Here is a 26,590-nt window from a genome sequence, read left to right on the forward strand (position 1 = left end):
CACGGGCCGTCTTTCTCTTTGTCCTCGCCGTCCGAGGCTGAGTGTTCAGCGGGACGTCGCCCCGTTCACCCGCCAGGCCAGCGCCAGGACCGCGAGCGTTCTCACCCCGAAGAGGACCAGCGACACCGCGTGCAACTGCAGGAAGGTCCAGCTCCCCTGCCCTTGCCGCGCGGCCTCCATCAGGGGCTGCAACGCATAGAAGCCTGCAGCGGTGCATCCGATGGCCACGAGCGGCAGCCAGAAATCCGGGCTCATCGCCGACCCGCGGACCGCGCCGTCGCGGTGCAGTCGCCGTTCCATGAGGATCAGCAACACGCCGGCGGCGAGCGCCACACGGGCGTCCATCTCGAACAGCCTGGCGACGTACTTGCCGGCCGCTGCCCGCTCGAGGGTCGCGAACGCGTTCGGGGCGGCGAGCAAGGCGACCGTCAGCAGTTCGCCGGCCCACAGCGCGGCGAGCAGCGCGCGGATCCGCAGCAGCATGGCTCAGCGCTTCAGATGTAGCGGACGTCGACGATCTCGTAGCGCTTGATGCCGCCGGGCGCCACCACTTCCGCGACGTCGCCGGCTTCCTTGCCGATCAGCGCGCGCGCGATCGGGGAGCTGATCGAGATCAGGCCCTGCTTCAGGTCGGCTTCGTCGTCGCCGACGATCTGGTAGGTGACCTCGTTGCCGGACTCTTCCTCTTCAAGGTCGACCGTGGTGCCGAACACCACCTTGCCGCCGGCGTTCACCGACGACGGATCGATCACCTGCGCCGACGACAGCTTGCCTTCGATCTCCAGGATGCGGCCTTCGATGAAGCCCTGCTTGTCCTTGGCGGCTTCGTACTCGGCGTTTTCCGACAGGTCGCCCTGCGCACGGGCTTCCGAGATGGCGTTGATCACGGCGTGCCGCTCGACCGTCTTCAGCCGATGCAGTTCTTCCTTGAGCTTCTCAGCGCCGCGCTTGGTCAGTGGGATCGTCGTGGCCATGTCTCTAGAACCTTGAGTAACAAAACAAACCGCCGCTGCCGCTCAGGATCGCTGAGCAGCGGCGGCGGAATGGGATGAGGCAGTTTAATGCAGTTCGGCGTGCAGTTCCTGCAGCGATTGCACCAGCAGGCCGTCCTTGTGCTTCATGCCTTCGACGGCGGCCTCGCAGCCGGCCATCGTCGTGTAGTAGGTCACCCGGTTGGCCAGCGCGGCCTGACGGATGTGGCGGCTGTCGGCGATGGCCGTGCGCGTCTCGTCGACGGTCGTGAACACCAGCTGGATGTCCCCGCCCTTGATCATGTCGACGATGTGCGGGCGGCCGTCCTTGACCTTGTTGACGACGCGCACCGGAACGCCCGCCGCCTCGATCGCGGCCGCCGTGCCCTTGGTGGCCACCACGCCGAAGCCCAGCGCCGCCAGATCACGCGCCAATGCGACGGCACGTTCCTTGTCGTTGTTCTTGACGGTGATCAGGACGTTGCCCTGGCGCGGCAGGCGCGAGCCCGCGCCCAGCTGGCTCTTCAGCATCGCTTCGCCGAAGGTCCGGCCGGCGCCCATGACTTCGCCGGTCGACCGCATTTCCGGGCTGAGGATCGGGTCCACGCCGGGGAACTTGTTGAACGGGAAGACGGCTTCCTTGACGCTGAAGTACGGCGGCTGGATCTCGACCGGCGGCTTGCCGCCGGCGGCCTTCTGGTCCTTGAGCTTGACACCGGCCATGCAGCGCGCGGCGATCTTGGCCAGCGGCTGGCTGGTCGCCTTGGACACGAAAGGCACCGTGCGGGACGCGCGCGGGTTCACTTCGAGCACGTAGACCGTGTTCTCGGACAAGCCCTTGGTCACGTCGCCCTGGATCGCGAACTGCACGTTCATCAGGCCGACGACCTTCAGCGCCTTGGCCATCTCCGCGGTCTGGCGGCGCAGTTCGTCCTGCAGCTCCTTGGACAGCGTGTACGGCGGCAGCGAGCAGGCCGAGTCGCCCGAGTGGATGCCCGCCGCCTCGATGTGCTCCATGATGCCGCCCATCATCGTGTCGGTGCCGTCGCAGATGCAGTCGACGTCGACCTCGACCGCGTCCTCCAGGAAGCGGTCCAGCAGCACCGGCGACTTCTCGCTGACGCGCACGGCCTCGCGCATGTAGCGCTCGAGGTCCTTGTCGCCGTGGACGATCTCCATCGCGCGGCCGCCCAGCACGTAGCTCGGGCGCACGACCAGCGGATAGCCGATCTCGTTGGCCAGCGCGACGGCCTGGTCTTCATTGCGCGCCGTGCGGTTGGGCGGCTGCTTCAGGCCCAGCTCATGCAGCAGCTTCTGGAAGCGCTCGCGGTCCTCGGCCATGTCGATCGAGTCCGGCGAGGTGCCGATGATCGGCACGCCGTTGGCCTCGAGGTCCAGCGCCAGCTTCAGCGGCGTCTGGCCGCCGTACTGCACGATCACGCCGACCGGCTTCTCCTTGGCCACGATCTCCAGCACGTCCTCGAGCGTCACCGGCTCGAAGTACAGGCGGTCCGAGGTGTCGTAGTCGGTCGAGACGGTCTCCGGATTGCAGTTGACCATGATGGTCTCGTAGCCGTCCTCGCGCATCGCGAGGGCCGCATGGACGCAGCAGTAGTCGAACTCGATGCCCTGGCCGATGCGGTTCGGACCGCCGCCCAGCACCATGATCTTCTTCTTGTCGGTCGGGTTGGCTTCGCACTCCTCGTCGTACGTGGAGTACATGTAGGCCGTCTGCGTCGCGAACTCCGCGGCGCAGGTGTCGACGCGCTTGTAGACCGGACGCACGTTCAGCGCGTGACGCGTCTTGCGCACCTCGTGCTGGTTCGTGCCCAGCAGCTTGGCCAGGCGCTTGTCCGAGAAGCCCTTCTTCTTCAGCAAGCGCAGCTCGTCGACACTCAGCGAGGCCAGCGTGCGGCCGGCCAGCGACAGCTCGATCTTGATCAGTTGCTCGATCTGGGCGAGGAACCACGGATCGATCTTCGTTTCCTCGAAGACCTCGTCCAGCGTCATGCCGATGCGGAAGGCATCGCCCAGGAACAGGATGCGCGACGGACCGGGTTCGCCGATCTCCTGCACGATCTCCTCGCGGTCGGTGCTGACCTCGGACAGGCCGTCGATGCCGGTCTCCAGGCCGCGCAGCGCCTTCTGGAAGGACTCCTGGAAGTTGCGGCCCATGGCCATCACTTCGCCGACCGACTTCATCTGCGTCGTCAGGCGCGAATCGGCCATCGGGAACTTCTCGAAGGCGAAACGCGGGATCTTGGTGACGACGTAGTCGATGCTCGGCTCGAACGAGGCCGGCGTGATGCCGCCGGTGATGTCGTTCTTGAGCTCGTCGAGCGTGTAGCCGACGGCCAGCTTCGCGGCGATCTTGGCGATCGGGAAACCGGTGGCCTTCGAGGCCAGCGCCGACGAGCGCGACACGCGCGGGTTCATCTCGATCACGACCATGCGGCCGTCGACCGGGTTGATCGAGAACTGCACGTTGGAGCCGCCGGTGTCGACGCCGATCTCGCGCAGGATCGCGATCGACGCGTTGCGCAGCAGCTGGTATTCCTTGTCGGTCAGCGTCTGCGCCGGGGCCACGGTGATCGAGTCGCCGGTGTGGATGCCCATCGGATCCAGGTTCTCGATCGAGCACACGATGATGCAGTTGTCCGCCTTGTCGCGGACCACTTCCATCTCGTATTCCTTCCAGCCGATCAGCGACTCCTCGATCAGCAGCTCGTTCGTCGGCGAGAGGTCGAGGCCGCGCTTGCAGATCTCCTCGAACTCCTCCGGGTTGTAGGCGATGCCGCCGCCGGTGCCGCCCAGCGTGAAGCTGGGACGGATCACCATCGGGAAGCCGTCGCCGCCGATCTCGGCATGGATGCGCTTCTGCACCGACCAAGCCTCTTCCAGCGAATGCGCGATGCCCGAGCGGGCCGAACCCAGCCCGATCTTGGTCATCGCGTCCTTGAACTTCAGACGGTCCTCGGCCTTCTCGATCGCGTGCTCGTTGGCACCGATCATCTCGACCTTGTACTTGTCGAGCACGCCGTGCTTGTGCAGGTCCAGCGCGCAGTTCAGCGCGGTCTGGCCGCCCATCGTCGGCAGGATCGCGTCGGGGCGCTCCTTGGCGATGATCTTCTCGACCACCTGCCAGGTGATCGGCTCGATGTAGGTGACGTCCGCGGTGTCCGGGTCCGTCATGATCGTCGCCGGGTTGCTGTTCACCAGGATGACCTTGTAGCCCTCCTCGCGCAACGCCTTGCAGGCCTGGGCGCCCGAGTAGTCGAACTCGCAGGCCTGGCCGATGATGATCGGGCCGGCGCCGATGATGAGGATGCTTTTGATATCAGAACGCTTGGGCATGAGTCGTCTCCCTCTTCATCAGGCCTTGGACATCAGACCGATGAAGCGGTCGAACAGATACGAAATGTCGTGCGGGCCGGGGCTCGCTTCCGGGTGACCCTGGAAGCAGAACGCGGGCTTGTCGGTGCGGGCCAGGCCCTGCAGCGTGCCGTCGAACAGGCTGACGTGCGTCGCGCGCAGGTTGGACGGCAGCGTGTCGGGATCGACCGCGAAACCGTGGTTCTGGCTGGTGATGCTGACGCGGCCGTTGTCGAGGTCCTTCACCGGATGGTTCGCGCCGTGGTGGCCGAACTTCATCTTGAAGGTCTTCGCGCCGGAGGCCAGCGCCATGATCTGGTGGCCCAGGCAGATGCCGAAGGTCGGGATGCCGGCCTCGATCAGCTGCGCGGTGGCCTTGATCGCGTAATCGCAAGGCTCCGGATCGCCGGGGCCGTTGGACAGGAACACGCCGTCCGGCTCGAGGTCGAAGACCTCCGAGGCCGGCGTCTGCGCCGGCACCACAGTGATGCGGCAGCCGCGCGAGGCCAGCATGCGCAGGATGTTGCTCTTGACGCCGAAGTCGTAGGCGACCACGTGGAACTTTGGGGCGGTCTGCTCGCCGTAGCCCTTGCCGAGCGTCCACTCGGTCTCGGTCCAGGTTTCGCGTTCAGTGCGGCTGACGACCTTCGCCAGGTCCAGGCCCGCCATGCTCGGCGCGCCCTTGGCCAGCGAGACGGCTTCGTCGATGTGCGCCTGCGTGATCTGCTCGCCGGCGCCCAGCGCCAGGATGCAACCGTTCTGGGCGCCCTTCTCGCGCAGCACGCGCGTCAGGCGGCGCGTGTCCAGGTCGGCGATGGCGACGGTGCCCTCGTCCTTCAGGTACTGGCGCAGCGTGCGACCCTTGCGGAAGTTCGAGTCGAGGACCGGCGCCTCCTTGATGATCAGGCCAGCGGCAAAGATCTTCGACGCCTCGACGTCCTCGTCATTGACGCCATAGTTGCCGATGTGCGGATACGTCAGCGTGACGATCTGGCGGCAATAGCTGGGGTCGGTGAGGATTTCTTGGTAGCCGGTGAGCGCGGTGTTGAACACCACCTCACCAACGGTCCGGCCGGCGGCACCGAGCGCGGAACCCTTGAAGACCGTGCCGTCTGCCAGGGCAAGAATCGCGGGGGGAGCGGAAAGCAGATCGGGCAGCACGGGAAACTCCGTTGTTGTGCGCGCGCCCGGCTCTGCTTCAGGGCCCTGGATTCGCCGCCGGCACGCGCCATGGACGGCTGGCGCGCGGGTGCGACCGGGTCTCCTGTGAGGGAGTCGATCCGTGTGGGATCCGATGCGATCGGGGGTGAAGTGTGCGGGACGCGGTAGGTTGCGGGTAAACCTGACGAGTATAACCCGTCGGGGTATTCACGGAGAAGATTTGCGCAAACGGGTCATCGGGGGGCGCACGTTCTGGGGGTACTCGACTGCGACCTTTGAGCGCTTGGCCGCGAGGCCATGGGGCCTTGGCGGCAAGCGCCAAAACCCCAAGGCCTCCCGTCCCTGAACCATCCAGCACTTCCACGGTCTGGGACCGAGGACTACCCTGGATGGGGACTGAGCACTTTGTGACTCAACCCAGGGCGGCGATGCCGGCCTTGGCGACCTGCGCGTCCTCGTTGGACTTCACGCCGCTGACGCCGACAGCGCCGACGCAGAAGCCGTCGACGATCACCGGCACGCCGCCTTCGAGCATCCCTTCCAGCGGCACGCTGAGGAAGGCGTTGCGCCCGTTGTTGACGATGTCCTCGTAGACCTTGGATTCGCGGCGTCCGAGCGCGGCCGTCTTGGCCTTCGCGGGGGCGATCACGGCCGATGTGGCGGCGGCGTTGTCCAGGCGTTGCAGCCACAGCAGATGACCACCGTCGTCGACGATCGCGATGGTCACGGGCCAGTTGTTCTTGACGGCTTCAGCTTCCGCGGCGGCGGCGATGCGCTTGACGTCGTCCAGGGTCAGGAAGGGCTTCTGTTTCATCTGCGGCCTCGTCGGGGTCATTGAAGGAAAGACGATCACTTTAACGAAGCCTTAAGACCCATGCCTACAATCAACGGCAACTCTCACTTCATGGGGCGCACGCACATGAACGACCGCATCATCGACCTCAACCCCGTCGGCTTCGGCTCGTCGCTGTCCGCCGACCGCCAGCGCGTCCTGCGCAACACCTACGCGCTGCTGGCGCTCTCGCTGATCCCGACCGTGCTCGGCGCCTGGATCGGCGTGAGCACCGGATTGCTCGCCACCATGGGCACCGGCGCGAGCATGATCCTGTTCTTCGTCGGCGCGTTCGGCCTGATGTTCCTGGTCGAGAAGACCAAGAACTCCGCCGCCGGCGTCGCCTCGCTGCTGGCCTTCACGTTCTTCATGGGCCTGATGCTGTCGCGTCTGCTGGCCGCGATCCTGGGCTTCAAGAACGGCGGCACGCTGATCATGACGGCCTTCGGCGGCACCGCGGGGATCTTCTTCGCGATGGCGTCGCTGGCCACCGTGGTCAAGCGCGACCTCTCGGGCCTGCAGAAGTTCCTGTTCGTCGGCGCCGTGATCGCGATGATCGCCGGCATCGCCAACGTCTTCCTGCAATCCACCGGCGTGCATCTGGCACTGCTGGTCGCCGTGCTGGGCATCTTCTCGGCCTTCATGCTGGTCGACGTCAAGCGCGTCATCGACGGCGGCGAGACCAACTACATCAGCGCGACGCTGAACATCTACCTGGACCTGTACAACGTGTTCACCGCGCTGCTGCAGTTGCTGGGCATCGTCGGCGGCGATCGCGACTGATCGTCTCCTCGCCACACGCAAAAACGCCTCGGAATTTCCGAGGCGTTTTTCATTGCGCGGCACCAACCGCTCGTGCGTGGTGCCGGCCCGGCTCAGTGCCCGGGCTTGCCCTGCGCCTTGTCCAGTTCCGGCTGCGAGTTCGATGCGCTCGGCGCCTCACTTGCAGTGCCGGCCGCAGCGACGTCGTCCGGTCGGTGCGTCACGACCGGCTTGATCGCGCCGGTGCCGATGAAGCGCGCGTACTCGCTGCGGGGCATGAGGGCACTCAGGCGCGAGTCGCCCTCCTCCCAGCCCAGTGTCACGTCGTGCTCGTTGATCTCGACCTGCACGGCGCCGGGACGGATGGCCATCATCGGACCATCACCGGTCCGGTAGGTCACTTCGCCGCAGATGAAGGCGGATTGACTCAGCGGCTGGTCTTCACTGGCCAGACGTTCGACTGAAGGATCGACCGTGGAAGCATCGGCGGGATGCTCGGGCGGCAGGGGTGGTCGGGCGCTCATGGCAGGTCCTCCTTGAAGTCGTCCCGCGGCAGTTCGTCGAGCCATTGCCACATGCGCACCGCCAACGCGGTGGCCGTGCAGGTGGCCAATGTCATCAGCATGAGCATGTTGTCGTCCATGGTGACCTCGAACCGGAGCGGGATCAGGTTGCGATGAAGGCATGGTCGCCGCCGCCGGAGCGCCGGCGAAGCGGCGGCCACCGCGACGCGCTGTAGGCGCTGTCCCACAGCAATCGCAGTTCCATGCGCGACTGCAAACCTGTGTGAAGTTCCGGGCGAACCTCGACCGCACCGTCAACGTCATCCGACGCCCTTCCGTTGTGCCCACATGCTGTAGGACGACGTCGGACACGGACCACCTCCGCGCACCGACACCACGCACCGTGCTGCGCTTATGGGAAGCGAACGACCCAGCGCCGATAGTGAAAGCAAAGGCACTCAGCAGGAGAACCCAAATGAACCTCCAGATCGCCGCCGACGCCGCTGCGTCGCAATTCGAGATCCGGTTTGAATCCATCTTCGACGCTGGCCGCGGGATGTCCTTCCCGTGCGATCCGCAAGGTCACGTCGATCTGGACAGCCTGCCCGCCCGCGCTCGCAACAACTACCTGTTCGCCCGCGCCATGGTTGGCAAGGATTACCTGCCGCCGGCCGTACGCGGTCGCAACAGCCATTGACGACCTGTTCGCATCCGGCGCCAGCGCCTGCGCTCAAGGCGGGCCTGGCGTTTGCCACTCCCTCAACTGCATCCTCCCTGTTGCCGCGTCGCACCCTCCGGGTCGGCGCGGCTTTTCTTTGTGGGCGTGATGACAGTCAGCGCGTGACGGCCGGGGTCGCTTCCTCGAAGCGGTCGACCGTGCGCAGCGGCTTGAACAGCGCCGCCCAGGCCGCCACGACGCCCAGCGTGCAGACCGCCCCTGTCACTGCGGCCGGCACCGCGCCCAGCGCGGCCGCGGCGCTCCCGGCGCGGAACTCCCCCAACTCGTTCGACGAGCCGATGAAGAGCATGTTCACCGCGTTGACGCGGCCCCGCATCTCGTCGGGGGTGGAGAACTGCACCAGCGCGCCGCGGATGTAGACGCTGACCATGTCCGCCGCGCCGGCAATCGCCAGCGCCCCGAAGGACAGCCAGAAGGTGGTCGACAACGAGAACACCAGGTTGGCCAGGCCGAACACCGCCACCGCCGCGAACATCACTTTCCCGACATGCCGGTTGAACGGCCGCAGGCTGAGATAAAGACCGGCGGTGACTTCGCCCACGGCCATGGCGCTGCGCAGCGCGCCCAGTCCTTCGGGGCCGGCATGCAGGACTTCGTGGGCATAGATCGGCAGCAGCGCGACGACGCCGCCCAGCAACACCGCGAACAGGTCCAGCGAGATCGTGCCGAGGATGATGGGCCGTGAGCGGATGAAGTGGATCCCGGCGCCGAAGCGCTGCCAGATGTTCCCGCCCGCGGGCGAAGGCGGCGCGGCGAAGCGCACCGGCACGGCGCCGACCAGCAGCGCGGTGCCCAGCGCGAAACAGGCCAGACAGACGAGATAGGTCAGGCCGGAGCCACCGAATCCATACAGGATCCCGCCCAGGAACGGACCGCCGATGCTGGCCACACGCAGCAGCATGCTGTTGGCGGCGATCGCCTGCGCCAGCTGTTCGCGCGGGACGATCTGCGGCAACAGGCTCTGCAGGGCCGGACCGGAGAAGGCCCGCGCGCAGCCGAACAGCACCAGCACGGCATAGATCCCGGTCACGCCCGCGTGGCCGTGGCCGGACAGCCACCACAGCGCCAGGCTGCAACTCGCGCTCACGGCCCAGCTGATCGCCAGGATCGGCTTGCGGCTGAAACGGTCGATCAGGTCACCGGCCGGCAGCAGGAGCAGCAGCATCGGGATGAACTGCGCCAGGCCGACATAGGCCAGCGCCAACGGTTCGCGGGTCAGGTCGTACACCTGCCAGGCGACGACCACCGCCTGGATCTGCCCGGCGAATACCGCCGCCAGGCGGCAGATCAGGAACGCCGTGAAGCCGGGATGACGGAAGACGCTGGTCTTCGGGGCCGGCGCGGCGCCGGAGGATGGGGAAGACGGAGAGGCTGGAGCGGTCACGGCACGAGGTGTTCAAGGCCTTCTTGGGCGGGCGCCGGCCAGTTTAGCGAGGCGACACCGGGACTTGGGCGCAAAGCGATGTCACACGTGCGACGGCTGCGTCGTCTTGTGGATACCTACCCTTCACTTCCTCAACACGGAGCCTTCCATGAGCCAACGTCTGAACTACATGCAGCAGTCGCCCGCCGCCTTCAAGAAGCTGGTGGAGCTGTCCATGGCCCTGAAGGAGGGCGGCCTGGAGCATGCCCTGCAATATCTGGTGGAGATCCGCGCCTCGCAGCTCAACGGCTGCGCCTTCTGCCTGGACATGCATGTCAAGCAGGCGGTCATCGGCGGGGAGCGCGCGCTGCGCCTGCACCATGTCGCGATCTGGCGCGAGTCGCCACTGTTCTCCAGCCGCGAACGCGCCGCGCTGCTCTGGACCGAGACACTCACGCGCATCCCCGAGGCCGGCGTGTCCGGCGCGGTCTATGCGGAAGTCCGCGAGCAGTTCAACGAGAAGGAACTGTCCGACCTGACCTGGCTGGTGTCCTCGATCAACGCCTGGAACCGCCTCAATGTCGCGTTCCAGAGCGTTCCCGGTTCGCAGGACAAGGCCTTCGGACTGGACAAGGCCGGGCTCGCCTGACCTTGGCCCGGGGCTGACCGCAAGAAAAACGGCGCCCCTCGGGGCGCCGTTGCAGTGGTGTCGACAGGGGGATCCGGGCAATGTTCGAGTTCTAGGCCCGGATCCGCCGGTGCGACGTCAGGCGCGAACGACCTCGGGTCGACTGCGCCCCCGCCGGGGGTGGAATCGCTCCCGACCGATCAACGCTGGGCGTAGCGCGCCTTGGCAGAGTTCACGCACACGTCCTTGGCATCGCCGGACAGCGTGTTGCACTTCTCGGCGGCCAGCTTGTAATCGGCCTTCACGCGGGTTTCCTCCGCGTCATCGACGGCCGCGGCCACCTTCTTGTTCATCTTGAGTTCGGCCTTGGCCTTCTCGTACGAGGTCTTGGCTTCGCGCTGGCACACGTCCTTGGCTTCGCCCGAGCGGTCGTCGCAGCGTTCCTTGGCCACGTCGTAGCGGGCCTCATAACGCGCCTCGATCAGCTTGGCCTCGTCCTTGGCGTTGCCGCTGTAGTTGTACTCGAGCTGGGCCAGCGCCACGTCCTCGCGGCCCTTGGCCTCCTTGACGCAGATGTCCTTGGCGTTGCCCGACAGCTGATCACAGCCGTCCTTGTCGACCTTGTAGGTCTTCTTGATGTCGTCCTTGGCACCGTCGTAGACCGACTTCGAGAAGTTGGCGGCTTGCGCCATGCCGGCGCACAGGCTCAGGGCGGCGGCGATCAGTGCGGTGGTGGCGTGCTTGTTCATGGTCATCCTTTGATTGTTGTTGGGAGAGGCAGTGAATCGGCGGCGGTCGGATCCGGCACCGTCACTTTCGCAGCAGGCTCATCACGAAGGTGACGACGGCCATGATCACGAAGACGAAGAAAAGGATCTTCGCGATGCTCGCGGCGCCGGCGGCGATGCCGCCGAAGCCGAACAGCGCGGCGATCAAGGCAATGACGAAAAAGACGACGGCGTAGTGCAGCATCTCGGTTCTCCTGCGCGGCACCGTGCCGCGATGGAATGAACTTTAGGGACTGGCCCGTCCGCCAGAGGCAGTCCCGCACCGCGACCCTGCGTCGGAGCCGCAACCGACGCGCTGTAGGAGAGGACCTACCGACCCGCCACGGCACCACGCAGCGGGAAAGAAGACCGGATGTCGAGGACTGGCGCTACGCGGCCTGAAGGGGACGCCGACGAGGCTCCAATGAAGCAGCAACGAGGCGCCAACGAGAAAGCCGGCGGATGCCGGCTTTCAGGAGAGGACGAGGAGGCGCGGGAAGCGCGGTCGTCTCGCGCGGTCGTCTCACCAGATCTTCTGGAAGGTCACGCCGACGCGCCCCCCCCGCGGGCGGAAGGTCAGCGACGACTGCCCGCTGAGTTCCATCTTGAAGCCCTTGCGAAGGTCCGCATACGGCTTGCGGCTGTTGAACGCCAGGCCGACGCGCACCTGGCGCTGATCGCGGTTGTTGAGTCCCGGCACGTTCAGATCATCGATCTGCGCCCGCTGGGCGTCGACCAGCGGCGTCTGCACGAAGGCGTGGGATCGCGGCCCGGTCGGCATCGCCAGTCCGACGAGCACGCCGGCGTCGCCGGCCGCGCCGGGGCGCAGGTTCTGGTAGGGGGTCGCATACAGCCCGCCGCCGAACGCGGCGCCTCGCTGCTCGACGCCGACGCCCAGCCGGAGTCCGCTGCCGGACAAGGGCCTGGCCCACAACATCGTCTGCGTGGCCTGCGGCGCACGGCCATACCAGCCGGCGGCGCCCGCGGATTGGTTGGCGGTCGCCAACGGCTCGGCGGCACTCTGCGTCACCGTGTAGCGGGAGCCGGACGAGGTGTCGCGCAAGGCTGGCTGGCGCGTCCGTTCCGACAGGTTGCGACCGGACAGCTCGACATGATCATCGAGCGAACTCGGCGTCTCGTTGACGGCGGGTGCCGCCTGGACGAGGGAGGCCAGCGACAGGGTCGCCGGCATCAGCGCCGCGCGGAGGACATTTCGGGGGCAGCAGGCGTTCATGACTCAACTCCCGTTCTTCAAGACAACTTAGGACGCGGGTTGCGACAGGAAAATCTCGATCCGACGATTGGCGGCCCGCCCGGCCTCAGTGGCGTTGCTGGCCACCGGCTGTCGTCCGCCACGGCCCTCCACCAGCAGCCGGCCGCGCCGGACGCCGTGATGGACCAGGTACTCACGCACGGCCTCGGCGCGGTCCAGCGACAGCGGGCCGTTGACCGCGTCACCCGCCGAGCTGTCGGTGTGGCCGACGATAGTCACGCGGACGCTGTCGTCCAGGTCGCGGCTGACCTCGTCGAGCACCGGGCGCAGCGCCGGCTTGAGTTCGGAACGGCCGATGTCGAAGGACACATCGGCAGGCACGCTGAGCTTGAGCTGGTTGTCCGGCGTACGGGCAACACTGATGCCCGCACCGGCACCCGCCTGGACCAGGGCCTGGCGGCGCTCTTCCATCCGGGATGACCACAGGTTGCCGCCAAGGACGGCGGGCGCCGTTCCCGGCGTGGCGCCGGTCGTGGCGCCAGGAAGGTTGCCGTCCGTGCGGCCGTCCATCGAGGCGCAACCGCCCAAGGCCAGCAGCACGCCGATCGCCAGGACCGGCAGGCCGGCCACCGCCATCAGCCGCCAGCGGCTCTCGACGGAAACGCGCGAAGCGTTGGCGGCGTGGACGGCGAGGACTCGGGGGCGGCGCATGACAGTCTCCAGGAGGGCTGTGGGGCTGGGTCACACGATAAATGGACCTTGCTGAGTGTCATGCTAGGGAGATCGCGGGGCGTCGGGTGTAGTCGGCTGTCGGAAGAGGAAGTCAGACAGGGCTGACAGCGCGTCGGCAGACGATTCCTTGCCCCGGCAGGGATCAGGCGCTCAGCGCGATGCCGTCGGACGGTTCATCGTCCAGCGGCAGCAGGTCGGCGTCGGACAGCTCGGCGGCGTCGACTTCCTCGTCGAAGGCGGCCTGGTCGGCGGCGCCGCGATGCGCGATCAGCGGCTTGTCCAGCGGGCGGTAGACGCGGCTGCGCAGGCGGGACAGACGCTCGGAGGCGGCCACTTCGAGGGCGACGCGCTCGGGATCCAGCAGCATCGCGAACGGGTTGGCGGCGAAGTCTTGGGTCGTGGTCTGCATGTCGGTCTCCAGGGGGATTCAGTCCATTCCGAGGACACTTCGCGAGGGCCAGCCTGCGAGGGCCTGAGGGCGGCGCCGACACCGTGTCGGCATGGAATGAACTGTAGAGACCGAGCCGCGCCGCCAACAGTGGGCGGCGGGCCAAACCGCGTGTCAGACGGATTCCTAGGGGGTTGCCAGCAGCCGCCTCACGGCGACGTGCGCGGGCGTGACGGATGTCGCGCCCGGGCCAGCTTGTCGAGCTTGTCGGCCATCTCGTCCTGGCCGGCGCGGCGGGCGAAGTCGGCCGCCGTCATCTTGTGGTCGTTGCTCAGCGTGACGTCGGCGCCGGCGGCGATCAGCACCTCGGCGCCGCTGAGGCCGCCGTAACCGGCCGCCATCATCAGCGGGGTCGTCCCGTTGTCCGACCGGGCGTCGATGTCGGCGCCCTGCTCCACCAGCCAGCGCACGAGATGCTCGTTCGGTCCGGCGGCCGCGTAATGCAGCGCCGACCAGCCGGGCTCGTTGACCAGCGCGCCGCGCTTCACGAGCTCCTTGGCCCACGCCAGCTCGCCCTTGAGCGCCGCCAGCATCAGCGGGGTCTCGCCGGCCTGGTTGATCGCGCTGACGTCGGTGCCGGGGCTCTTCAGCAGGGCCTCGAAGGCCTTGCCGGACTCCTCGCGGATCGCCACGTGCAGCGCCGTGTTGCCCTGCTTGTCGCGAACGTTGGGATCAACACCTTCCAACAGCAGCTTCATCACCGTGCTGGCGTGGTCGTTGCGGGCGGCGACATGCAACTCGGGCGACGTCGAAGTGTCCGACGACGACGACGCCGGCGACGGCGCCTGCGATCCGAAGCGTCCCTGCGCCAGGACCGTCGCCCCCGGCGCCGCGGCCAGCATCAGGCCGACCAGGACAGCGCCCACGGCGGACGACACGCCCACGTTCGACGCCTTCCGGAGCGGACCGGCCGCCATCTCAGGCGGCCTCCGGCAGCTGGAACAGCCGCCGCGTGTTCGCCGTGCACTGCGCCGCCAAGGTCTCCACCGGCACGCCGCGGACCTCGGCGATCAGCTTGGCCACGTGCGGCACGTAGGCCGGCTGGTTCAGCTTGCCGCGGTACGGCACGGGCGCCAGATAGGGGCTGTCGGTCTCGATCAGGATGCGGTCGGCGGGGACGATCTTCGCGACCTCCCGCAGATCCGCCGCGTTCTTGAAGGTCACGATCCCGGAGAACGAGATGTGGAAGCCCAGGTCCAGCGCCGCCTTCGCCACGTCCATGGTCTCGGTGAAGCAGTGCACGACGCCGCCGGGCTGGCCGGCGTCCTCCTCGCGCATCAGTCGCAGCGTGTCCTCGGCCGCCGAACGGGTGTGGATCACCAGCGGCTTGCCGGTGCGCTTCGCGGCGCGGATGTGGTGGCGGAAGCGCTCGCGCTGCCACTCCATCTCCTCGACGGTCCGGCCGTTGAGGCGGTAGTAGTCCAGCCCGGTTTCGCCGATGGCGACGACCTTCGGATGCGCGGCGCCGTCGACCAGTTCGTCGACGCTGGGCTCATGGACCTCGTCGCTGTCCGGATGGACGCCGACGGTCGCGAACAGCTGCCGGTGCGCGTCCGCGATGGCACGGACCTCGGGGAACTCCTCCATCGTCGTGCAGATGCAGACGGCCTGCGTCACCTGGGCCGCGTCCATCGCGGCGAGCAGGTCGGGGAGCTGGGACTTGAGCTCGGGAAAGCTCAGGTGGCAATGGGAATCGATGTACATGGGAAGCACTCCGCCCGACTCGGGGGTCGGGCGCTGAAGCGACGAGGCGACGGCGGCGGTGCGGCCACGGTGCCGCCAACCGCTGCCGGCTTTCGCCGACCTTGGGAATCTCAGATCGTCTGCGTCGGCTTGGCCGAGGAGATCGCCGTGCCCAGCAGTTCCTCGATCTTGAGCTTGATCACGCGGGTCTTCTCGTCGCCGGGGAAGCGCACGCCGACGCCCTGCGTGCGGCCGCCCGACGCGTTGGCCGGCGTCAGCCAGGCGACCTTGCCGGCGACCGGATAGCGGTTGGGATCCTCGGGCAGCGTCATCAGCAGGTAGATGTCCTCGCCCAGCTTGTAGTCGCGCGTGGTCGGCACGAAGACGCCGCCTTCCGAGAAGATCGGGATGTAGGCCGCGTAGAGGGCGCCCTTCTCCTTGAACACCAGCTGGATCACGCTGGGTCGGGCACCGCCGGCGGGAGCCGGGACGGGGGCGGACGCGGGCGGCGTGGTGCTCATGGGTTTCAGGCTGAGTTCGCTCATGGCGCCAAGTCTACTCGCCGCGCCCCGGGGTCAGACTTGGTTACCGCCTGGATCAGCGTGCCGGCCGCATCGCCTGTTGCCCCTGGGCCACCAGCGACTCCATCAGCAGCCCGGCGTTGAGCGGGTGGTCCGCGTGCCGCGCCGCCTGCTGCAGCGTCCGGGCCCACTGGTCCAGCGCGGCGCGCACCGCCGGCAGCTTGGGCAGCGCATCGCGCGGGAAGTAGGCCGGCCCGGCGCCGTGGGCGATGCGCATCAGGTCGTGCACCAGGCGCTGCATCGCGGCGATCGCGCGCGGCACCGGCCAGTCGGTCAGAGCCACCGCCTCGCCCTTGGCGATGCGGCGCGGCAGCTCCAGCCAGGTCCTGGCGGCGATGCCCTCCTCGCTCCACTGCAGCGCCTCCTGCGGACGGCCGCCGGTGGCGTCCAGCAGCACGCCGGGCTGGTCGACGCCCTGCCCGGTCAGCCAGGCCAGCGCGGCCTCGCGGCCGGGCAGCGCCATCTGCAGCGGCTGGCAGCGGCTGCGGATCGTCGGCAGCAACTGCTGCGGCGCGGCGCTCGCCAGGACGAAACGCAGCAGCCCCGCCGGCTCCTCCAGCGTCTTCAGCAGCGCATTGGCGGCGATGGTGTTCAGCGCCTCCGCGGGATAGACGACGACCACCTTGGCCTTGCCCCGTGCCGCGCTGACCTGCGCGAAGGACAGCATCTGGCGGACCGCCTCGATCTTGATCTCGCGGCTGGGCTTGGTCTTGCTGGCCTTGGCCGAGGAGGCGCCGTCCCCCTCGGCGTCCATCGCGCCGAAGCCCAGGGGCTCGCGCAAGGCCTCGGGCAGCAGCACCTGGAAGTCGGGATGCGAGCGCGAGCGCAGCAGGTGGCAGCTCGGGCAGCGGCCGCAGCCGGGCTGGTCGGTGGAGGTGCGTGCCTCGCAGAGCCAGGCCTGCGCCAGCAGCAGCGCCAGGTCGAACTGGCCGACACCGGCCGGCCCCTGCAGCAGCAGCGCATGGCTGCGACCTTGCGTGAGCGCCTGATGCAGCGGCTCGGCCAGCCAGGGCAGCGGCAACTGGCCGCCTTCGGCCAATGCCGCGGCGCCGTCGGCCGTGACGGAGGAATCGGTCACCATCCCCGGCGCTCCAGTTCCGCGCGGATCTGGTCCGCGACGCCTGCAATGGTGTCGCCCGCATCGATGCGCACGATGCGGCCCCGCGCCGCCTCGGCGCGACGCTGATAACCGGCCCGCACGCGGGCGAAGAAGTCGAGGTCCAGCTGCTCCAGCCGGTCCGCGTCCCGGGCCTGCGCCCGGCGCTGCGCCGCCACGGCGGGGTCCACGTCGAACCAGAAGGTCAGGTCCGGCTGGCGCCCCTGCTGCACCCACTGCTCCAGCGTCGCCAGCACCTGGACGTCCATGCCGCGGCCGCCGCCCTGGTAGGCGAAGCTCGCGTCGGTGAAGCGGTCGCACAGCACCGTCTGGCCCAGCGCCAGCGCCGGCGCGATGACGCGCTGCACATGGTCGCGCCGCGCGGCGAAGACCAGCAAGGCCTCGGTCAGCCCGTCCATGTCCTGGTGCAGGAACAGGCCCCGCAACGACTCGGCCAGCGGCGTGCCGCCGGGCTCGCGGGTCTGGACCAGTTCGGCGCCGCGTTGGCGCAGGTGCTGCGCGACGGACTCGATGTGGGTGGACTTGCCCGCCCCGTCGATGCCTTCGAAGGTGATGAATCGACCGCTCACGCGTGGTGCTCTCTTAGAACCCGGATGGAAAAAAGCGAAGCGCGGGCGCTTCAGCGGCCGCGCTGGTACTTGTTGACCGCACGATTATGCGCGGCCAGGTCCTCGCTGAACTGGCTGGTGCCGTCCCCGCGCGACACGAAGTACAGCGCCTTGGACGGGGTCGGATGCAGCGTGGCCTGCAGCGCGGCCAGGCCCGGCATCGCGATCGGCGTCGGCGGCAGGCCGCCGCGGGTGTAGGTGTTGAACGGCGTGTCGGTCTGCAGGTGGCTCTTGCGCAGGTTGCCGTCGAAGTCCGCCCCCAGGCCGTAGATCACCGTCGGATCGGTCTGCAGCGGCATGCCAGCCTTGAGCCGGTTGACGAACACCGCCGCGACCAGGCCGCGATCCGCGGCGGCGCCGGTCTCCTTCTCGACGATGGAGGCCAGGATCAGCGCCTCGTCCGCGCTCTTGAGCGGCAGGCCGTCGCCGCGGCCGGCCCAGGCGCTCTCCAGCCGTTTCTGCATGAGCGCATGGGCGCGCTTGAGCACCGTCAGGTCGCTGACGCCCAGGCTGTAGGCGTAGGTGTCCGGGAAGAAGCGCCCCTCGGGCGCCTGCCCGGGCGCGCCGATCGCCGCCATGATCTGCTCGTCCGTCATCGTCGCGGTGGTCTGCTTCAAGGCCGGCGCGGCCGCGATCGCGGCGCGCAGCTGGCGGAAGTTCCAGCCTTCGATCAGGCGCAGCTGTTCCAGCACCTGGTCGCCGCGCACCATCTTGTCGAGCAGCTCGCGCGGCGTGATGCCGGCATGGATCTCGTAGCTGCCGGCGCGGATCTTCCTCGCCTGCCCCGAATACCGGAACCACGCGTACAGGAAGCGCGGATCGGTCTGCACGCCGGCCGCGACCCAGGCCTGCGCGACCTGCTGCGGCGGCGTGCCCGGTTCGATCGAGAGTTCGATGCCCGGCTTCTCCAGCGCCAGCGGCGCCTGCAGCCACCACCAGAGCGCGCCCGCGCCGCCGCCGACCAGCACCACGCCCGCCACCAGGACGGACAGCAGCCAGCGCCCGATCCGGCCCGACTGCTTCTTCGTTTTTCTCGCGGTGCCGCGAGATCTGTTTTTCGCGCGTGACAAGACCCGACGCCCTTCGTGAAATGCGGGGGCTGATGATAATCGGCCCATGATCGAAGACCTCCACCACGCTCCGCTGCCCGTGCCGTCCTCGGCGCTGGGCGCCGTCCGGCTTGCCGACTGGGGCGTGATCCGCGCCCAGGGCGAGGAAGCCGCCAAGTTCCTTCATACCCAGCTGACGCAAGACCTGGCCCTGCAGACCGGCGCGCAGGCGCGGCTGGCGGGCTTCTGCTCGGCCAAGGGTCGCCTGCTGGCGACGATGCTGGCGGTCAAGCCCGACGACCAGACCGTGCTGCTGGCGCTGCCCGCCGAGGTGCTGCCGGCGACGGTGAAGCGGCTGTCGATGTTCGTGCTGCGCGCCAAGTGCAAGCTGAGCGACGACAGCGCGGCCTGGGCCGTGTGGGGCTTGTCCGGCGCGCAGGCGCGCGACTGGCTGGCGGAGGCTGCAGCGGGCGCCGCCCCGGCGACGGTCTGGTCCGTGGGCCGCGTGGCCCTGGCCGACGGCCGCGAGGCGCTGGCCACGCGCCTGCCCGATGACGGCCTGACGCCGCGCTTCCTGCTGCTGCAGCCCGCCGATGCGCCGGCGCCGGCGCTGCCCGTCATCGATCTCGAGGAATGGCAAGGCCTGGACGTGACCGCCGGGCTGGCCTGGATCCGACAAGGGACGGTGGAACAGTTCGTGCCCCAGATGCTCAACCTGGAGCTGCTGGGCGGCGTGAACTTCCAGAAGGGTTGTTATCCGGGCCAGGAGGTCGTGGCGCGCAGCCAGTACCGCGGCACGATCAAGCGCCGGACCCACCTGTTCGCGCTGGAGGGCAGCGATGCCGACGCCACGCCGGGCCAGGAGATCTTCCACAGCGCCGATCCGGAGCAGCCCGCCGGCATGGTCGCCGGCTTCGGCCGCCAGGAGGGCCGCCCGCTGCTGCTGGCGGAAGTGAAGCTCGCCGCGCTCGAGTCCGGCAGCTTGCATCTGGGCAGCGCGCAAGGCGCCGTCCTCACCCCGCGTCCCCTGCCTTACGTCATCGGAGAGCCTGAATGAATGCATCGCCGCCGACGCGCGCCGCCGCGCCTCCCGTCCTTCCTGTTCCGCGCTCGACCCCGCCGGTCGAGCTCTACGTCTACTACCGCGTCCACGCGGACCAGTTGACGGCCGCGCTGGCCGCCTTCGAACAGGCGCGTGAGGCGCAGCCGGTGCGGCTGCTCCAGCGCCATGACAACGATCCGGTCTTCCAGACCTGGATGGAGATCTACGGCCCCGACCTGCCCGATGCGGCGGACGCGGAACGCCGGATCGCCGCCGCCCTGGGCGCGTTCGCGCAGGGCCCCCGTCACCGCGAGGCCTTCGCCGCCGTCGCCGGTCCGGGGGCGGTGCACTGATGGAACACAACGTTTCCCTGATCTCCACGCTGGCGGCAGGCTTCGGCCTGGCGCTGATCCTGGGTTTCATCGCCGAGCGGCTGAAGCTGCCGGCGCTCGTGGGCTACCTGCTCGCGGGCATCGCGATCGGCCCGGCCACGCCGGGCTTCGTCGCGGACGTCGGCATCGCCGCGCAGTTGTCCGAGATCGGCGTGATGCTGCTCATGTTCGGCGTCGGGCTGCACTTCTCGCTGAAGGACCTGATGGCGGTCAAGCACATCGCGCTGCCGGGCGCGGTTGTGCAGATGGCCGCCGCCACGGCGCTGGGCATGGGCCTGGCGATGTGGTGGGGCTGGCCGGCGGGTCAGGCGCTGGTGTTCGGATTGACGTTGTCCTGCGCCAGCACGGTGGTGCTGCTGAAGGCGCTGGAGTCGCGGGGCACGCTGGAATCCATGAACGGCCGCATCGCGGTCGGCTGGCTGGTGGTCGAAGACCTGGCCACGGTGCTGATCCTGGTGCTGCTGCCGCCGCTGGCCACGGTGCTGGGCGGCAACGCCGCGCCGGGCGCCTCCGCCGACGCGCCGCTGTGGCGCACGATCGCCGAGACGCTGGCCCAGATGGCCGCGTTCGTCGTGCTGATGCTGGTCGTCGGGCGGCGCGTGCTGCCGTGGATGCTGTGGCAGGTGGCGCGGACCGGCTCGCGCGAGCTGTTCACGCTGATGGTCATCGCCGTGGCGATCGGCATCGCCTACGGCGCGTCGGAGCTGTTCCACGTGTCCTTCGCGCTGGGCGCGTTCTTCGCCGGCACGGTGATGCGCGAGTCCGAATACAGCCACCGCGCCGCGCAGGAATCGCTGCCGCTGCGGGACTCGTTCTCGGTGCTGTTCTTCGTGTCGGTGGGGATGCTGTTCGACCCGATGACGCTGATCGACCAGCCGCTGCACCTGCTGGGCGTCGTGGCGATCGTGATGCTGGGCAAGGCGATCGCGGCGGCGGCGCTGGTCATCGTGTTCCGTTATCCGCTGAACACGGCGATGACGGTGTCGGCCAGCCTGGCGCAGATCGGCGAGTTCAGCTTCATCCTCGCCGGCCTGGGCGTGCAGCTGGGGCTGTTGCCGAAGGCCGGGATGAACCTGGTGCTGGCGGCGGCGCTGATCTCGATCGCGCTGAACCCGGTGATGTTCGCGATGATCCAGCCGCTGCAGCGCTGGGTGCTGGCGCGCTCGTCCTTCGCGCGCAAGCTCGAGGCGCGGGACGACCCCTACGCCGAGCTGCCGCAGACGACCGAGCGTCAATACCTGGAGGGTCAGGTCGTGCTGGTCGGCTACGGTCGCGTGGGGCGGCGCATCGCCGACGCGCTGACGGAGCGCGGCATCCCCTTCGTCGTCGCGGACCAGGGCCGCGAGACTGTGGAGGCGCTGCGCAAGTGCGGCATGGCGGCGGTCAGCGGCGACGCCAGCGAGCCCATGGTGCTGGTCCAGGCCCACATCGCCAACGCGGCGATGCTGGTGGTGGCGGTGCCCGATTCGATGAAGGCGCGGCAGATGGCCGACACGGCGCGACAGCTGAACCCGGGCATCGAGATCGTGCTGCGCACCCACGGCGAGGAGGAGTCCGAACTGCTGCGCCGCGAGCAGCTCGGCACCGTGTTCTACGGCGAGGAGGAACTCGCCAAGGGCATGAGCCGGCACGTGCTGCAGCGCTTCAACGCGGACATCCCGGAGGGCTTGTCGCCGGTGGCGGCGCCGGCGCATTGAGCGCACGGACGCCATCGCCAGGACCCGCTCCGACGCGGCGATGATGAGCGACCCTCCGGGGTCGCTCTTTCTTGCCCGTCCTTCGGGCCCGTCTTTCCTCCCCCGAGGGGCCGGGCCGCGCAGCAATCGCCGCTTTACATCGTCCGCTTAGCGTCGCCGCCCATGATCGAACCGACCCGTCCTCGCCCGCGCGCCCGCGCCCGCTCCCTGACCCTCGCGGGCGTTGCCGTGCTTGGCGCGGCGCTGCTGCTCGCCGGCTGCGGCGGCGGGCCGCCGAAGGCGCGCATCGAGGAACAGCAGCAGCAACGCGAGTTCGCTTCCCGCGGCTACGCGCCGCAGGGCGAGCCGGTGACGATGCAGCCGATCCTGTGGCGGATCCGCGGCGACGACGTGCGCGTGAGCCTGACGATGCCGGCCAGCATGGGCACGACAGCGGGGACCACGCCCCGCCCGGTCGTCGTGTACCTGCCCGGCCTGGGCGAGTCCGACACCGCCGGCATCCGCTGGCGCCGCGCCTGGGCGGCGGCCGGTTATGCGGTGCTCTCGCTGCAGGCGCTGGACGACGACGCGACCGCGTGGTCGTCGGAGCTGGCGCGCTCGGCGGAATTCACCGAACTGGGTCGGCGTCACTACGCGGACGCACAGATGCGCAAGCGGCTGGCGCGGCTGGACGAGCTGCTCGCCGAGGCGCAACGGCTGGGCCGGCAGGGCCAAGGCCAGGGCGATCCGCCGTGGCGCTCGCTGGATTGGTCGAAGACCGTGATCGCCGGGTATGAGCTCGGCGCACAGACCGCGATGGCGGTGGCCGGCGAGCGGCAGTCCGACGGCTCGGTGCTGGCGCTGAAGACGGTGCAGCCGGTGGCCGCGATCGTGATCAGCCCGCAGGTGTTCGCACCACCGGACGCGGCGCGGTATCGCGACATCTCGATCCCGGTGCTCGGCCTGACGGGGCCGGACGACAGCGACGTGCTCGGCCTGGTGCGGGACGTGCAGTGGCGCCAGGCGCCGTTCGCCGCGATGCCGGCGGGACGCGGCTGGCTCCTCAGCGCGAACGAGGTCCGCCATGCGGCGCTCGGCGGCAACGAGCCTCGGCCCGAGGACACCGAGCGCGAGCAGAAACGGATCCGCGCCGCCGAGGAGCAGGCGCAGTCGCAGCCCCAGGGCCGCCGAGGCGGTGGCGGCCGCGGCGGACGCGGGCAGGAAGGACCGACGCGCATGGCGCCGGTCCCGGCCGTGCCCGACTACCGGCAGTTGCACGAGCAGCAGCTCGGCATGACGGCCGCGCAACAGGTCAGCGTGGCGTTCCTGGACCAGCAACTCAAACAGTCGGAGGCGGCTCGCGCGTGGCTGGCCGGACCTGTCGACACCTGGCTGGGCGCCCTCGGCAGCCTCAGACGTTCACAGGACGGTGCTCGAGGGCATCGGCATTGAAAGCGGAACGTCAGGTGCCAGGAAAAAGCTGTCCTGGCTGACATTGCCGTCCTGGTCCCTCTGGCGGACCTCCGCGGGCCCGACGACGACTTTGCCCTCGACAAGCATTTTCCAACGACCGACGCCGTCGACGCGGTAATCGAGAACACCGCCCTCTTCGAGGTTGACAGGGATCAGCATGTCGTCGTCCCCACTGAGCTTGAACTGTGGCGCCTCCGGCGGCGCGGTCTTGTGAGCGACAAGAAGCTGCTGGTTGGCGGACAGATCGGAGGCCTGGCTCGGATTTCCCGCGCGGTCGACCTGGCGCACTTCGACCGGCCCCAGGATGCTTTCGCCAAAGCGGGCGGTCGTCCATTCGCCGTCCCCCTTCCCTCGGTACTGGAAGTGGCTGTCGTGTTCGCGATTGGTGGCCAGCATCGTTTCGTGGCCCCATTCGGTGGGCCGGCTGAGAAACTCCGGCGCAGGCGGGGGCGTGGTGTCCAGCCAGACGGACACCAAGCGAGCTTCCTGGCTGATTTTGTCCGCGCTGTCATACAGTTTGACCCGGATGGTCTGCCCCCCTTCCCGGAACGCCCCTTCCGGAATGAGCTCGCCGCTGCCTTCGACGCCATCGTCTCCCGAGATATCCCGATGGGTATGGGGATCGGACTGCCAGACACGAAAACGGGCGCCCGGCTCGATACCGCTGATTCGAACGAGCGGCTGATTGGTCAACACATAGTTCTCCAGCCACCCCTCCGGCGTTGCGTCGAACACCAGCCCGCGATCGTGGACGACGGTCAGAGAATTCGGCTCGTCGTTGCCTCTGTCCACCTTGAACGCCAAGCTCGCCTCCGACCGGGGACGGCCATCCGGATCCAGGGTTCGCACGTCCACCTGCTTCGCACCATCCCCCGGGAAATCCGCGTCGCTGATGAGGTCCCTCTCCCCGAGAGGACGCCATTCCCCGGCATCGATCCGGTATTGCGCCAGCTGCCCATGTTCTGAATCGACCCCTTCGACCCGTACGGTGGCATTGCGGGTGATGAGATCGGACTTCTGCTCCTCGGTGACGCCGGTGTCGTTCAACAGGCGGAGTCGAAGGGGGGCAAGGCTCTCGGCATGGGTCTCCTCCCGATCCGGGAGCGACGCCGGATCAGACTTCGCTGCACCGATCGTCAGGATCTGATTGACCCCAAGCCGAGCGGACTCCAGGCTGGAATTCCCCGCGAGGTCGACTTGCCGGACCTCCATCGGTCCTGTCAGCACGCCCTCCCGCAGGCGCTGCCAGTCCGAATGCTCGTCCCGACGATGCTCCAGATGCGCATGTCGCTCGAGATTGTCGAGCTGGAACTGTTCGACGCCCAGGGCCTCGCCAATGGGCGACCACTGCGGGGCCGGTGGCGGCGTCGTGTCCAACCAAAGGCCTTGCAACTTGAGGGACGCACCGTTGTAGGCTCCCGAGTTGCCTGCCCGATCAGTAACGCCCACGACGAAAAGTTGCGGGCCTTCCTTGAAGAAGCGCTCCGTGAGCATGCTGTCCTGGCCCTCGGCTGATTCCCCGGCAACCTGATGCGTACCCTTCGCTGTGTACTGATGGGCTGCCCACATGGCCCCGTCCTCCAATCCGAGCAGCTTTACCTGCGCGTCTTTCGTGAGCCAAAAGCTGCCATCGGGGTCCGGATCACCGGCCTCGTTCACCCTTCCCATTGGATGCACGACTTGATGGGTAAGTGGCACTGGCCCCGTCGTGTCCAGCTCGAAGTGGAGGCTATCCGCTGACAAGGGACCTCCGTGCGAATCGAAAGACCGGACGTCGACCCGCTTCACGCCATCGCCCCGAAACTGCGCTTCGTGAATGACGTGGTCATCCCCAAGCAGCATCCAGGGTCCCTCATCAATGCGGTACTCGACCTTGTCGTGGTCCTCGGTCACGCCGTCAACCCTCACTGTGGCATCGGCGGTGACGAAGTCCTTCCTTTGCGAATCGGTCAAGCCCGTGTCGTTCTGCAGGCTCAGTCGGAGAAGGGCCGCGACCTCGGTCGGCGCCGGGCTGTCATCGCGGTCATCGCGCTCATCGAATTCGTCGCTCTCGTGGCTCTCCTCCCCCTCGTCTCTGCCCGCCTCATCCACATCGACCTGCTCGTGCTCGTGCTCGTGCTCGTGCTCGTGCTCGCGTTCACGCTCGCGCTCGGCTGCTGGCACAGGTGCGTGAACTTGCTCGGGCTTGCGATCGGACTCGGATTCGGCGTCGGACGCAGCGGCGGACTCGGATGGTGGAAGCGCTGTCGCAGGCGTGAGCTCAAGCTCTGGCGCGATCGTCGGAACCGGTGACGCGTCGACGTCTGCCCTGGCATCGCCCCCCGCCTCGGGCGCTCGCTCGTGAACGGGCACAAGCCGAGCGTCCAACGGCATCGACTCATCGGTGATCATCGGTTTCGGAATGGCCCGCATCGTCGGCACTCGCGACGGCGGCGGCGGGAACACCGCCGTCCTCGCGCCGCCTGTCCCCGACATCGCCCCCAATGCAGCAAAGGCCGTCATGACGCCTGCCGCCGCCACGACGACCGAGGCCTGCCCCTCCTCATCGACAGCGACCGGCACGTCCTGCCTGTCCACGTCGCCCGCCTGGTCCCGTGGCGGCGTCTCGTGCTCATGCTCGTGCGCTTGTCCATCCTCATGCCCTTGCGCCTGCTCGCCATCCTTGCGCCGCTGCTTCACTGCCTTTGCCGTCATCCGGTATCTCCACGAATCAAACCGGCAGTATCGAAACGGTGCCGTCTGGTGGCACTCGTCGAGGATTGCCTGAATCCGCCGCGGACCGGTTCCGCCTTGGCGCGCGGCGCCAGGTTTCAGTCATCGCAGTTCTCGAACGCACAATTTCTGTATTGACAGAAATTTCTGTCAAGCTACAGTCAAGCGCATGGAACTCACCGACACCGCCCGCCGCTTCGTCCTGCACTGGGGCGAGATGGGCAGCGCCTGGGGCGTCAACCGTACCGTGGCGCAGATCCACGCCCTGCTCTACTTCCACGGCCGGCCGCTCAACGCGGAGGAACTGGCCGAGACGCTGTCGGTCGCCCGCTCCAACGTCAGTACCAGCCTCAAGGAACTGCAGAGCTGGAACCTGATCCGCGTGACCCACGTGCTCGGGGACCGCCGGGACTATTTCGAGACGACGGCGGACGTCTGGGAACTGCTCCGCACCATCGTCCGCGAGCGCAAGCACCGCGAGTTCGATCCGACCGTGCGCATGCTGGCCGAACTTGTCGCCGACGAAGGTTTTCAGAACGAATCCCCCGACGCCCAGGACCGCGTGCGCGAGTGCCTGCGCCTGATGCAGACCCTGGGCGCCTGGTCCGAGGAAATGATGCGGCTCTCGCCGTCGACGCTGGAGAAGGTGCTCAAGCTCGGCGCGAGCGTGCAGCGCTTCGTGCGCGGGGACGGGTCCTGACCCGCTCCTTTTTTTTGAACATGAATTTCTGTCTCTACTGAAATATCAAACAAGACCACAGACCGG

28 protein-coding genes are annotated in these 26,590 nt (G+C 68.2%); 8 read left to right on the forward strand and 20 right to left on the reverse strand.

Going from position 1 to position 26,590, the window contains the following annotated elements; translation table 11 throughout:
• Positions 1 to 45 precede the first annotated feature (45 nt).
• From ACQ4L4_RS10615 to ACQ4L4_RS10635, 5 genes are all read right to left on the reverse strand, one after another.
• Complete coding sequence (locus ACQ4L4_RS10615) at positions 46 to 483, reverse strand: DUF4149 domain-containing protein (protein ID WP_431104194.1); 438 nt, start codon at positions 481 to 483, stop codon at positions 46 to 48.
• 11 nt (positions 484 to 494) lie between these two features.
• Positions 495 to 974, reverse strand: a complete 480-nt coding sequence (greA, locus tag ACQ4L4_RS10620; protein WP_088406621.1) for a transcription elongation factor GreA — start codon at positions 972 to 974, stop codon at positions 495 to 497.
• A gap of 84 nt (positions 975 to 1,058) precedes the next feature.
• Positions 1,059 to 4,325 carry a carbamoyl-phosphate synthase large subunit gene (carB, locus tag ACQ4L4_RS10625; RefSeq protein ID WP_431104196.1) on the reverse strand — a complete coding sequence of 1,089 codons (3,267 nt, stop codon included), beginning with the start codon at positions 4,323 to 4,325 and terminating at the stop codon, positions 1,059 to 1,061.
• An 18-nt stretch (positions 4,326 to 4,343) separates the two neighbouring features.
• The gene (gene carA, locus ACQ4L4_RS10630; RefSeq protein ID WP_431104197.1) at positions 4,344 to 5,504 is read right to left on the reverse strand and encodes a glutamine-hydrolyzing carbamoyl-phosphate synthase small subunit; all 1,161 of its coding nucleotides are present in this window, start codon (positions 5,502 to 5,504) and stop codon (positions 4,344 to 4,346) included.
• A gap of 412 nt (positions 5,505 to 5,916) precedes the next feature.
• Positions 5,917 to 6,318 (reverse strand): GlcG/HbpS family heme-binding protein, encoded by a 402-nt coding sequence (locus ACQ4L4_RS10635; protein WP_377154045.1) that lies wholly within the window; start codon positions 6,316 to 6,318, stop codon positions 5,917 to 5,919.
• A gap of 105 nt (positions 6,319 to 6,423) precedes the next feature.
• Here ACQ4L4_RS10635 and ACQ4L4_RS10640 point away from each other — a divergent pair, with 105 nt between their 5' ends.
• A complete protein-coding gene (locus ACQ4L4_RS10640) occupies positions 6,424 to 7,119 on the forward strand; it encodes a Bax inhibitor-1/YccA family protein (protein ID WP_431104913.1) in 696 nt (231 codons plus the stop codon).
• Between the two features lie 92 nt (positions 7,120 to 7,211).
• Here the strand turns inward: ACQ4L4_RS10640 and ACQ4L4_RS10645 are convergent, their stop codons facing one another.
• Both ACQ4L4_RS10645 and ACQ4L4_RS10650 read right to left on the reverse strand, forming a co-directional pair.
• Entirely contained in the window at positions 7,212 to 7,622 is a 411-nt protein-coding gene (locus ACQ4L4_RS10645; RefSeq protein WP_431104198.1) for a hypothetical protein, read from the reverse strand.
• Entirely contained in the window at positions 7,619 to 7,741 is a 123-nt protein-coding gene (locus ACQ4L4_RS10650; protein ID WP_431104199.1) for a hypothetical protein, read from the reverse strand. Before ACQ4L4_RS10650 ends, ACQ4L4_RS10645 begins: the two co-directional genes overlap by 4 nt.
• 335 nt (positions 7,742 to 8,076) lie before the next feature.
• Between ACQ4L4_RS10650 and ACQ4L4_RS10655 the strand changes: the two genes are divergently transcribed.
• Positions 8,077 to 8,298, forward strand: a complete 222-nt coding sequence (locus ACQ4L4_RS10655) for a hypothetical protein (RefSeq protein ID WP_377154039.1) — start codon at positions 8,077 to 8,079, stop codon at positions 8,296 to 8,298.
• A gap of 136 nt (positions 8,299 to 8,434) precedes the next feature.
• Here ACQ4L4_RS10655 and ACQ4L4_RS10660 read toward each other — a convergent pair whose 3' ends face one another.
• On the reverse strand, positions 8,435 to 9,724 hold the full coding sequence (locus ACQ4L4_RS10660) for an MFS transporter (protein WP_431104200.1): 1,290 nt from the start codon (positions 9,722 to 9,724) through the stop codon (positions 8,435 to 8,437).
• 148 nt (positions 9,725 to 9,872) lie between these two features.
• Here ACQ4L4_RS10660 and ACQ4L4_RS10665 point away from each other — a divergent pair, with 148 nt between their 5' ends.
• Positions 9,873 to 10,352 carry a carboxymuconolactone decarboxylase family protein gene (locus ACQ4L4_RS10665; RefSeq protein WP_431104202.1) on the forward strand — a complete coding sequence of 160 codons (480 nt, stop codon included), beginning with the start codon at positions 9,873 to 9,875 and terminating at the stop codon, positions 10,350 to 10,352.
• A 179-nt stretch (positions 10,353 to 10,531) separates the two neighbouring features.
• Here ACQ4L4_RS10665 and ACQ4L4_RS10670 read toward each other — a convergent pair whose 3' ends face one another.
• The 11 genes from ACQ4L4_RS10670 to mltG all read right to left on the reverse strand — a co-directional run bounded on the left by ACQ4L4_RS10670 (position 10,532) and on the right by mltG (position 18,487).
• Positions 10,532 to 11,080, reverse strand: coding sequence for a hypothetical protein (locus tag ACQ4L4_RS10670; RefSeq protein ID WP_431104203.1), 549 nt, complete (start codon positions 11,078 to 11,080; stop codon positions 10,532 to 10,534).
• 61 nt (positions 11,081 to 11,141) lie between these two features.
• Positions 11,142 to 11,303, reverse strand: a complete 162-nt coding sequence (locus ACQ4L4_RS10675; protein WP_067270282.1) for a DUF1328 domain-containing protein — start codon at positions 11,301 to 11,303, stop codon at positions 11,142 to 11,144.
• 318 nt (positions 11,304 to 11,621) lie between these two features.
• Positions 11,622 to 12,332, reverse strand: coding sequence for a hypothetical protein (locus ACQ4L4_RS10680; RefSeq protein WP_431104205.1), 711 nt, complete (start codon positions 12,330 to 12,332; stop codon positions 11,622 to 11,624).
• A 27-nt stretch (positions 12,333 to 12,359) separates the two neighbouring features.
• On the reverse strand, positions 12,360 to 13,022 hold the full coding sequence (locus ACQ4L4_RS10685) for an OmpA family protein (RefSeq protein WP_431104207.1): 663 nt from the start codon (positions 13,020 to 13,022) through the stop codon (positions 12,360 to 12,362).
• 163 nt (positions 13,023 to 13,185) lie between these two features.
• On the reverse strand, positions 13,186 to 13,452 hold the full coding sequence (locus ACQ4L4_RS10690; RefSeq protein WP_431104209.1) for a hypothetical protein: 267 nt from the start codon (positions 13,450 to 13,452) through the stop codon (positions 13,186 to 13,188).
• Between the two features lie 188 nt (positions 13,453 to 13,640).
• The gene (locus tag ACQ4L4_RS10695; RefSeq protein ID WP_431104210.1) at positions 13,641 to 14,375 is read right to left on the reverse strand and encodes an ankyrin repeat domain-containing protein; all 735 of its coding nucleotides are present in this window, start codon (positions 14,373 to 14,375) and stop codon (positions 13,641 to 13,643) included.
• A 34-nt stretch (positions 14,376 to 14,409) separates the two neighbouring features.
• Positions 14,410 to 15,195 (reverse strand): TatD family hydrolase, encoded by a 786-nt coding sequence (locus tag ACQ4L4_RS10700; protein ID WP_377154023.1) that lies wholly within the window; start codon positions 15,193 to 15,195, stop codon positions 14,410 to 14,412.
• Positions 15,196 to 15,305: 110 nt separating this feature from the next.
• Positions 15,306 to 15,695 (reverse strand): PilZ domain-containing protein, encoded by a 390-nt coding sequence (locus ACQ4L4_RS10705; RefSeq protein WP_088407064.1) that lies wholly within the window; start codon positions 15,693 to 15,695, stop codon positions 15,306 to 15,308.
• A 76-nt stretch (positions 15,696 to 15,771) separates the two neighbouring features.
• Positions 15,772 to 16,836, reverse strand: coding sequence for a DNA polymerase III subunit delta' (holB, locus tag ACQ4L4_RS10710; RefSeq protein ID WP_431104211.1), 1,065 nt, complete (start codon positions 16,834 to 16,836; stop codon positions 15,772 to 15,774).
• Positions 16,830 to 17,441: a dTMP kinase gene (gene tmk / locus ACQ4L4_RS10715; RefSeq protein WP_377154019.1), complete on the reverse strand. Its 612-nt coding sequence runs from the start codon at positions 17,439 to 17,441 to the stop codon at positions 16,830 to 16,832. The genes holB and tmk overlap by 7 nt, the downstream gene beginning before the upstream one ends.
• Positions 17,442 to 17,491: 50 nt before the next feature.
• The gene (gene mltG, locus ACQ4L4_RS10720; RefSeq protein WP_377161862.1) at positions 17,492 to 18,487 is read right to left on the reverse strand and encodes an endolytic transglycosylase MltG; all 996 of its coding nucleotides are present in this window, start codon (positions 18,485 to 18,487) and stop codon (positions 17,492 to 17,494) included.
• A 109-nt stretch (positions 18,488 to 18,596) separates the two neighbouring features.
• Between mltG and ACQ4L4_RS10725 the strand changes: the two genes are divergently transcribed.
• The 4 genes from ACQ4L4_RS10725 to ACQ4L4_RS10740 all read left to right on the forward strand — a co-directional run bounded on the left by ACQ4L4_RS10725 (position 18,597) and on the right by ACQ4L4_RS10740 (position 23,091).
• Positions 18,597 to 19,586, forward strand: coding sequence for a YgfZ/GcvT domain-containing protein (locus ACQ4L4_RS10725; RefSeq protein WP_431104212.1), 990 nt, complete (start codon positions 18,597 to 18,599; stop codon positions 19,584 to 19,586).
• Positions 19,583 to 19,924: a DUF4936 family protein gene (locus tag ACQ4L4_RS10730; RefSeq protein WP_431104213.1), complete on the forward strand. Its 342-nt coding sequence runs from the start codon at positions 19,583 to 19,585 to the stop codon at positions 19,922 to 19,924. Before ACQ4L4_RS10725 ends, ACQ4L4_RS10730 begins: the two co-directional genes overlap by 4 nt.
• Complete coding sequence (ybaL, locus tag ACQ4L4_RS10735) at positions 19,924 to 21,660, forward strand: YbaL family putative K(+) efflux transporter (RefSeq protein WP_431104214.1); 1,737 nt, start codon at positions 19,924 to 19,926, stop codon at positions 21,658 to 21,660. Before ACQ4L4_RS10730 ends, ybaL begins: the two co-directional genes overlap by 1 nt.
• Before the next feature lie 162 nt (positions 21,661 to 21,822).
• Positions 21,823 to 23,091, forward strand: a complete 1,269-nt coding sequence (locus tag ACQ4L4_RS10740; RefSeq protein ID WP_431104215.1) for an alpha/beta hydrolase family protein — start codon at positions 21,823 to 21,825, stop codon at positions 23,089 to 23,091.
• On the opposite strand, the gene ACQ4L4_RS10745 is transcribed toward ACQ4L4_RS10740, so the two are convergent.
• A complete protein-coding gene (locus tag ACQ4L4_RS10745) occupies positions 23,059 to 25,806 on the reverse strand; it encodes a hypothetical protein (protein ID WP_431104216.1) in 2,748 nt (915 codons plus the stop codon). The two genes, ACQ4L4_RS10740 and ACQ4L4_RS10745, sit on opposite strands and share 33 nt — an antisense overlap.
• Positions 25,807 to 25,993: 187 nt before the next feature.
• Here ACQ4L4_RS10745 and ACQ4L4_RS10750 point away from each other — a divergent pair, with 187 nt between their 5' ends.
• Positions 25,994 to 26,524, forward strand: coding sequence for a GbsR/MarR family transcriptional regulator (locus ACQ4L4_RS10750; RefSeq protein ID WP_431104217.1), 531 nt, complete (start codon positions 25,994 to 25,996; stop codon positions 26,522 to 26,524).
• Positions 26,525 to 26,590 lie beyond the last annotated feature (66 nt).

Source organism: Roseateles noduli (assembly GCF_050626985.1).
Lineage (GTDB): Bacteria > Pseudomonadota > Gammaproteobacteria > Burkholderiales > Burkholderiaceae_C > Roseateles > Roseateles noduli_A.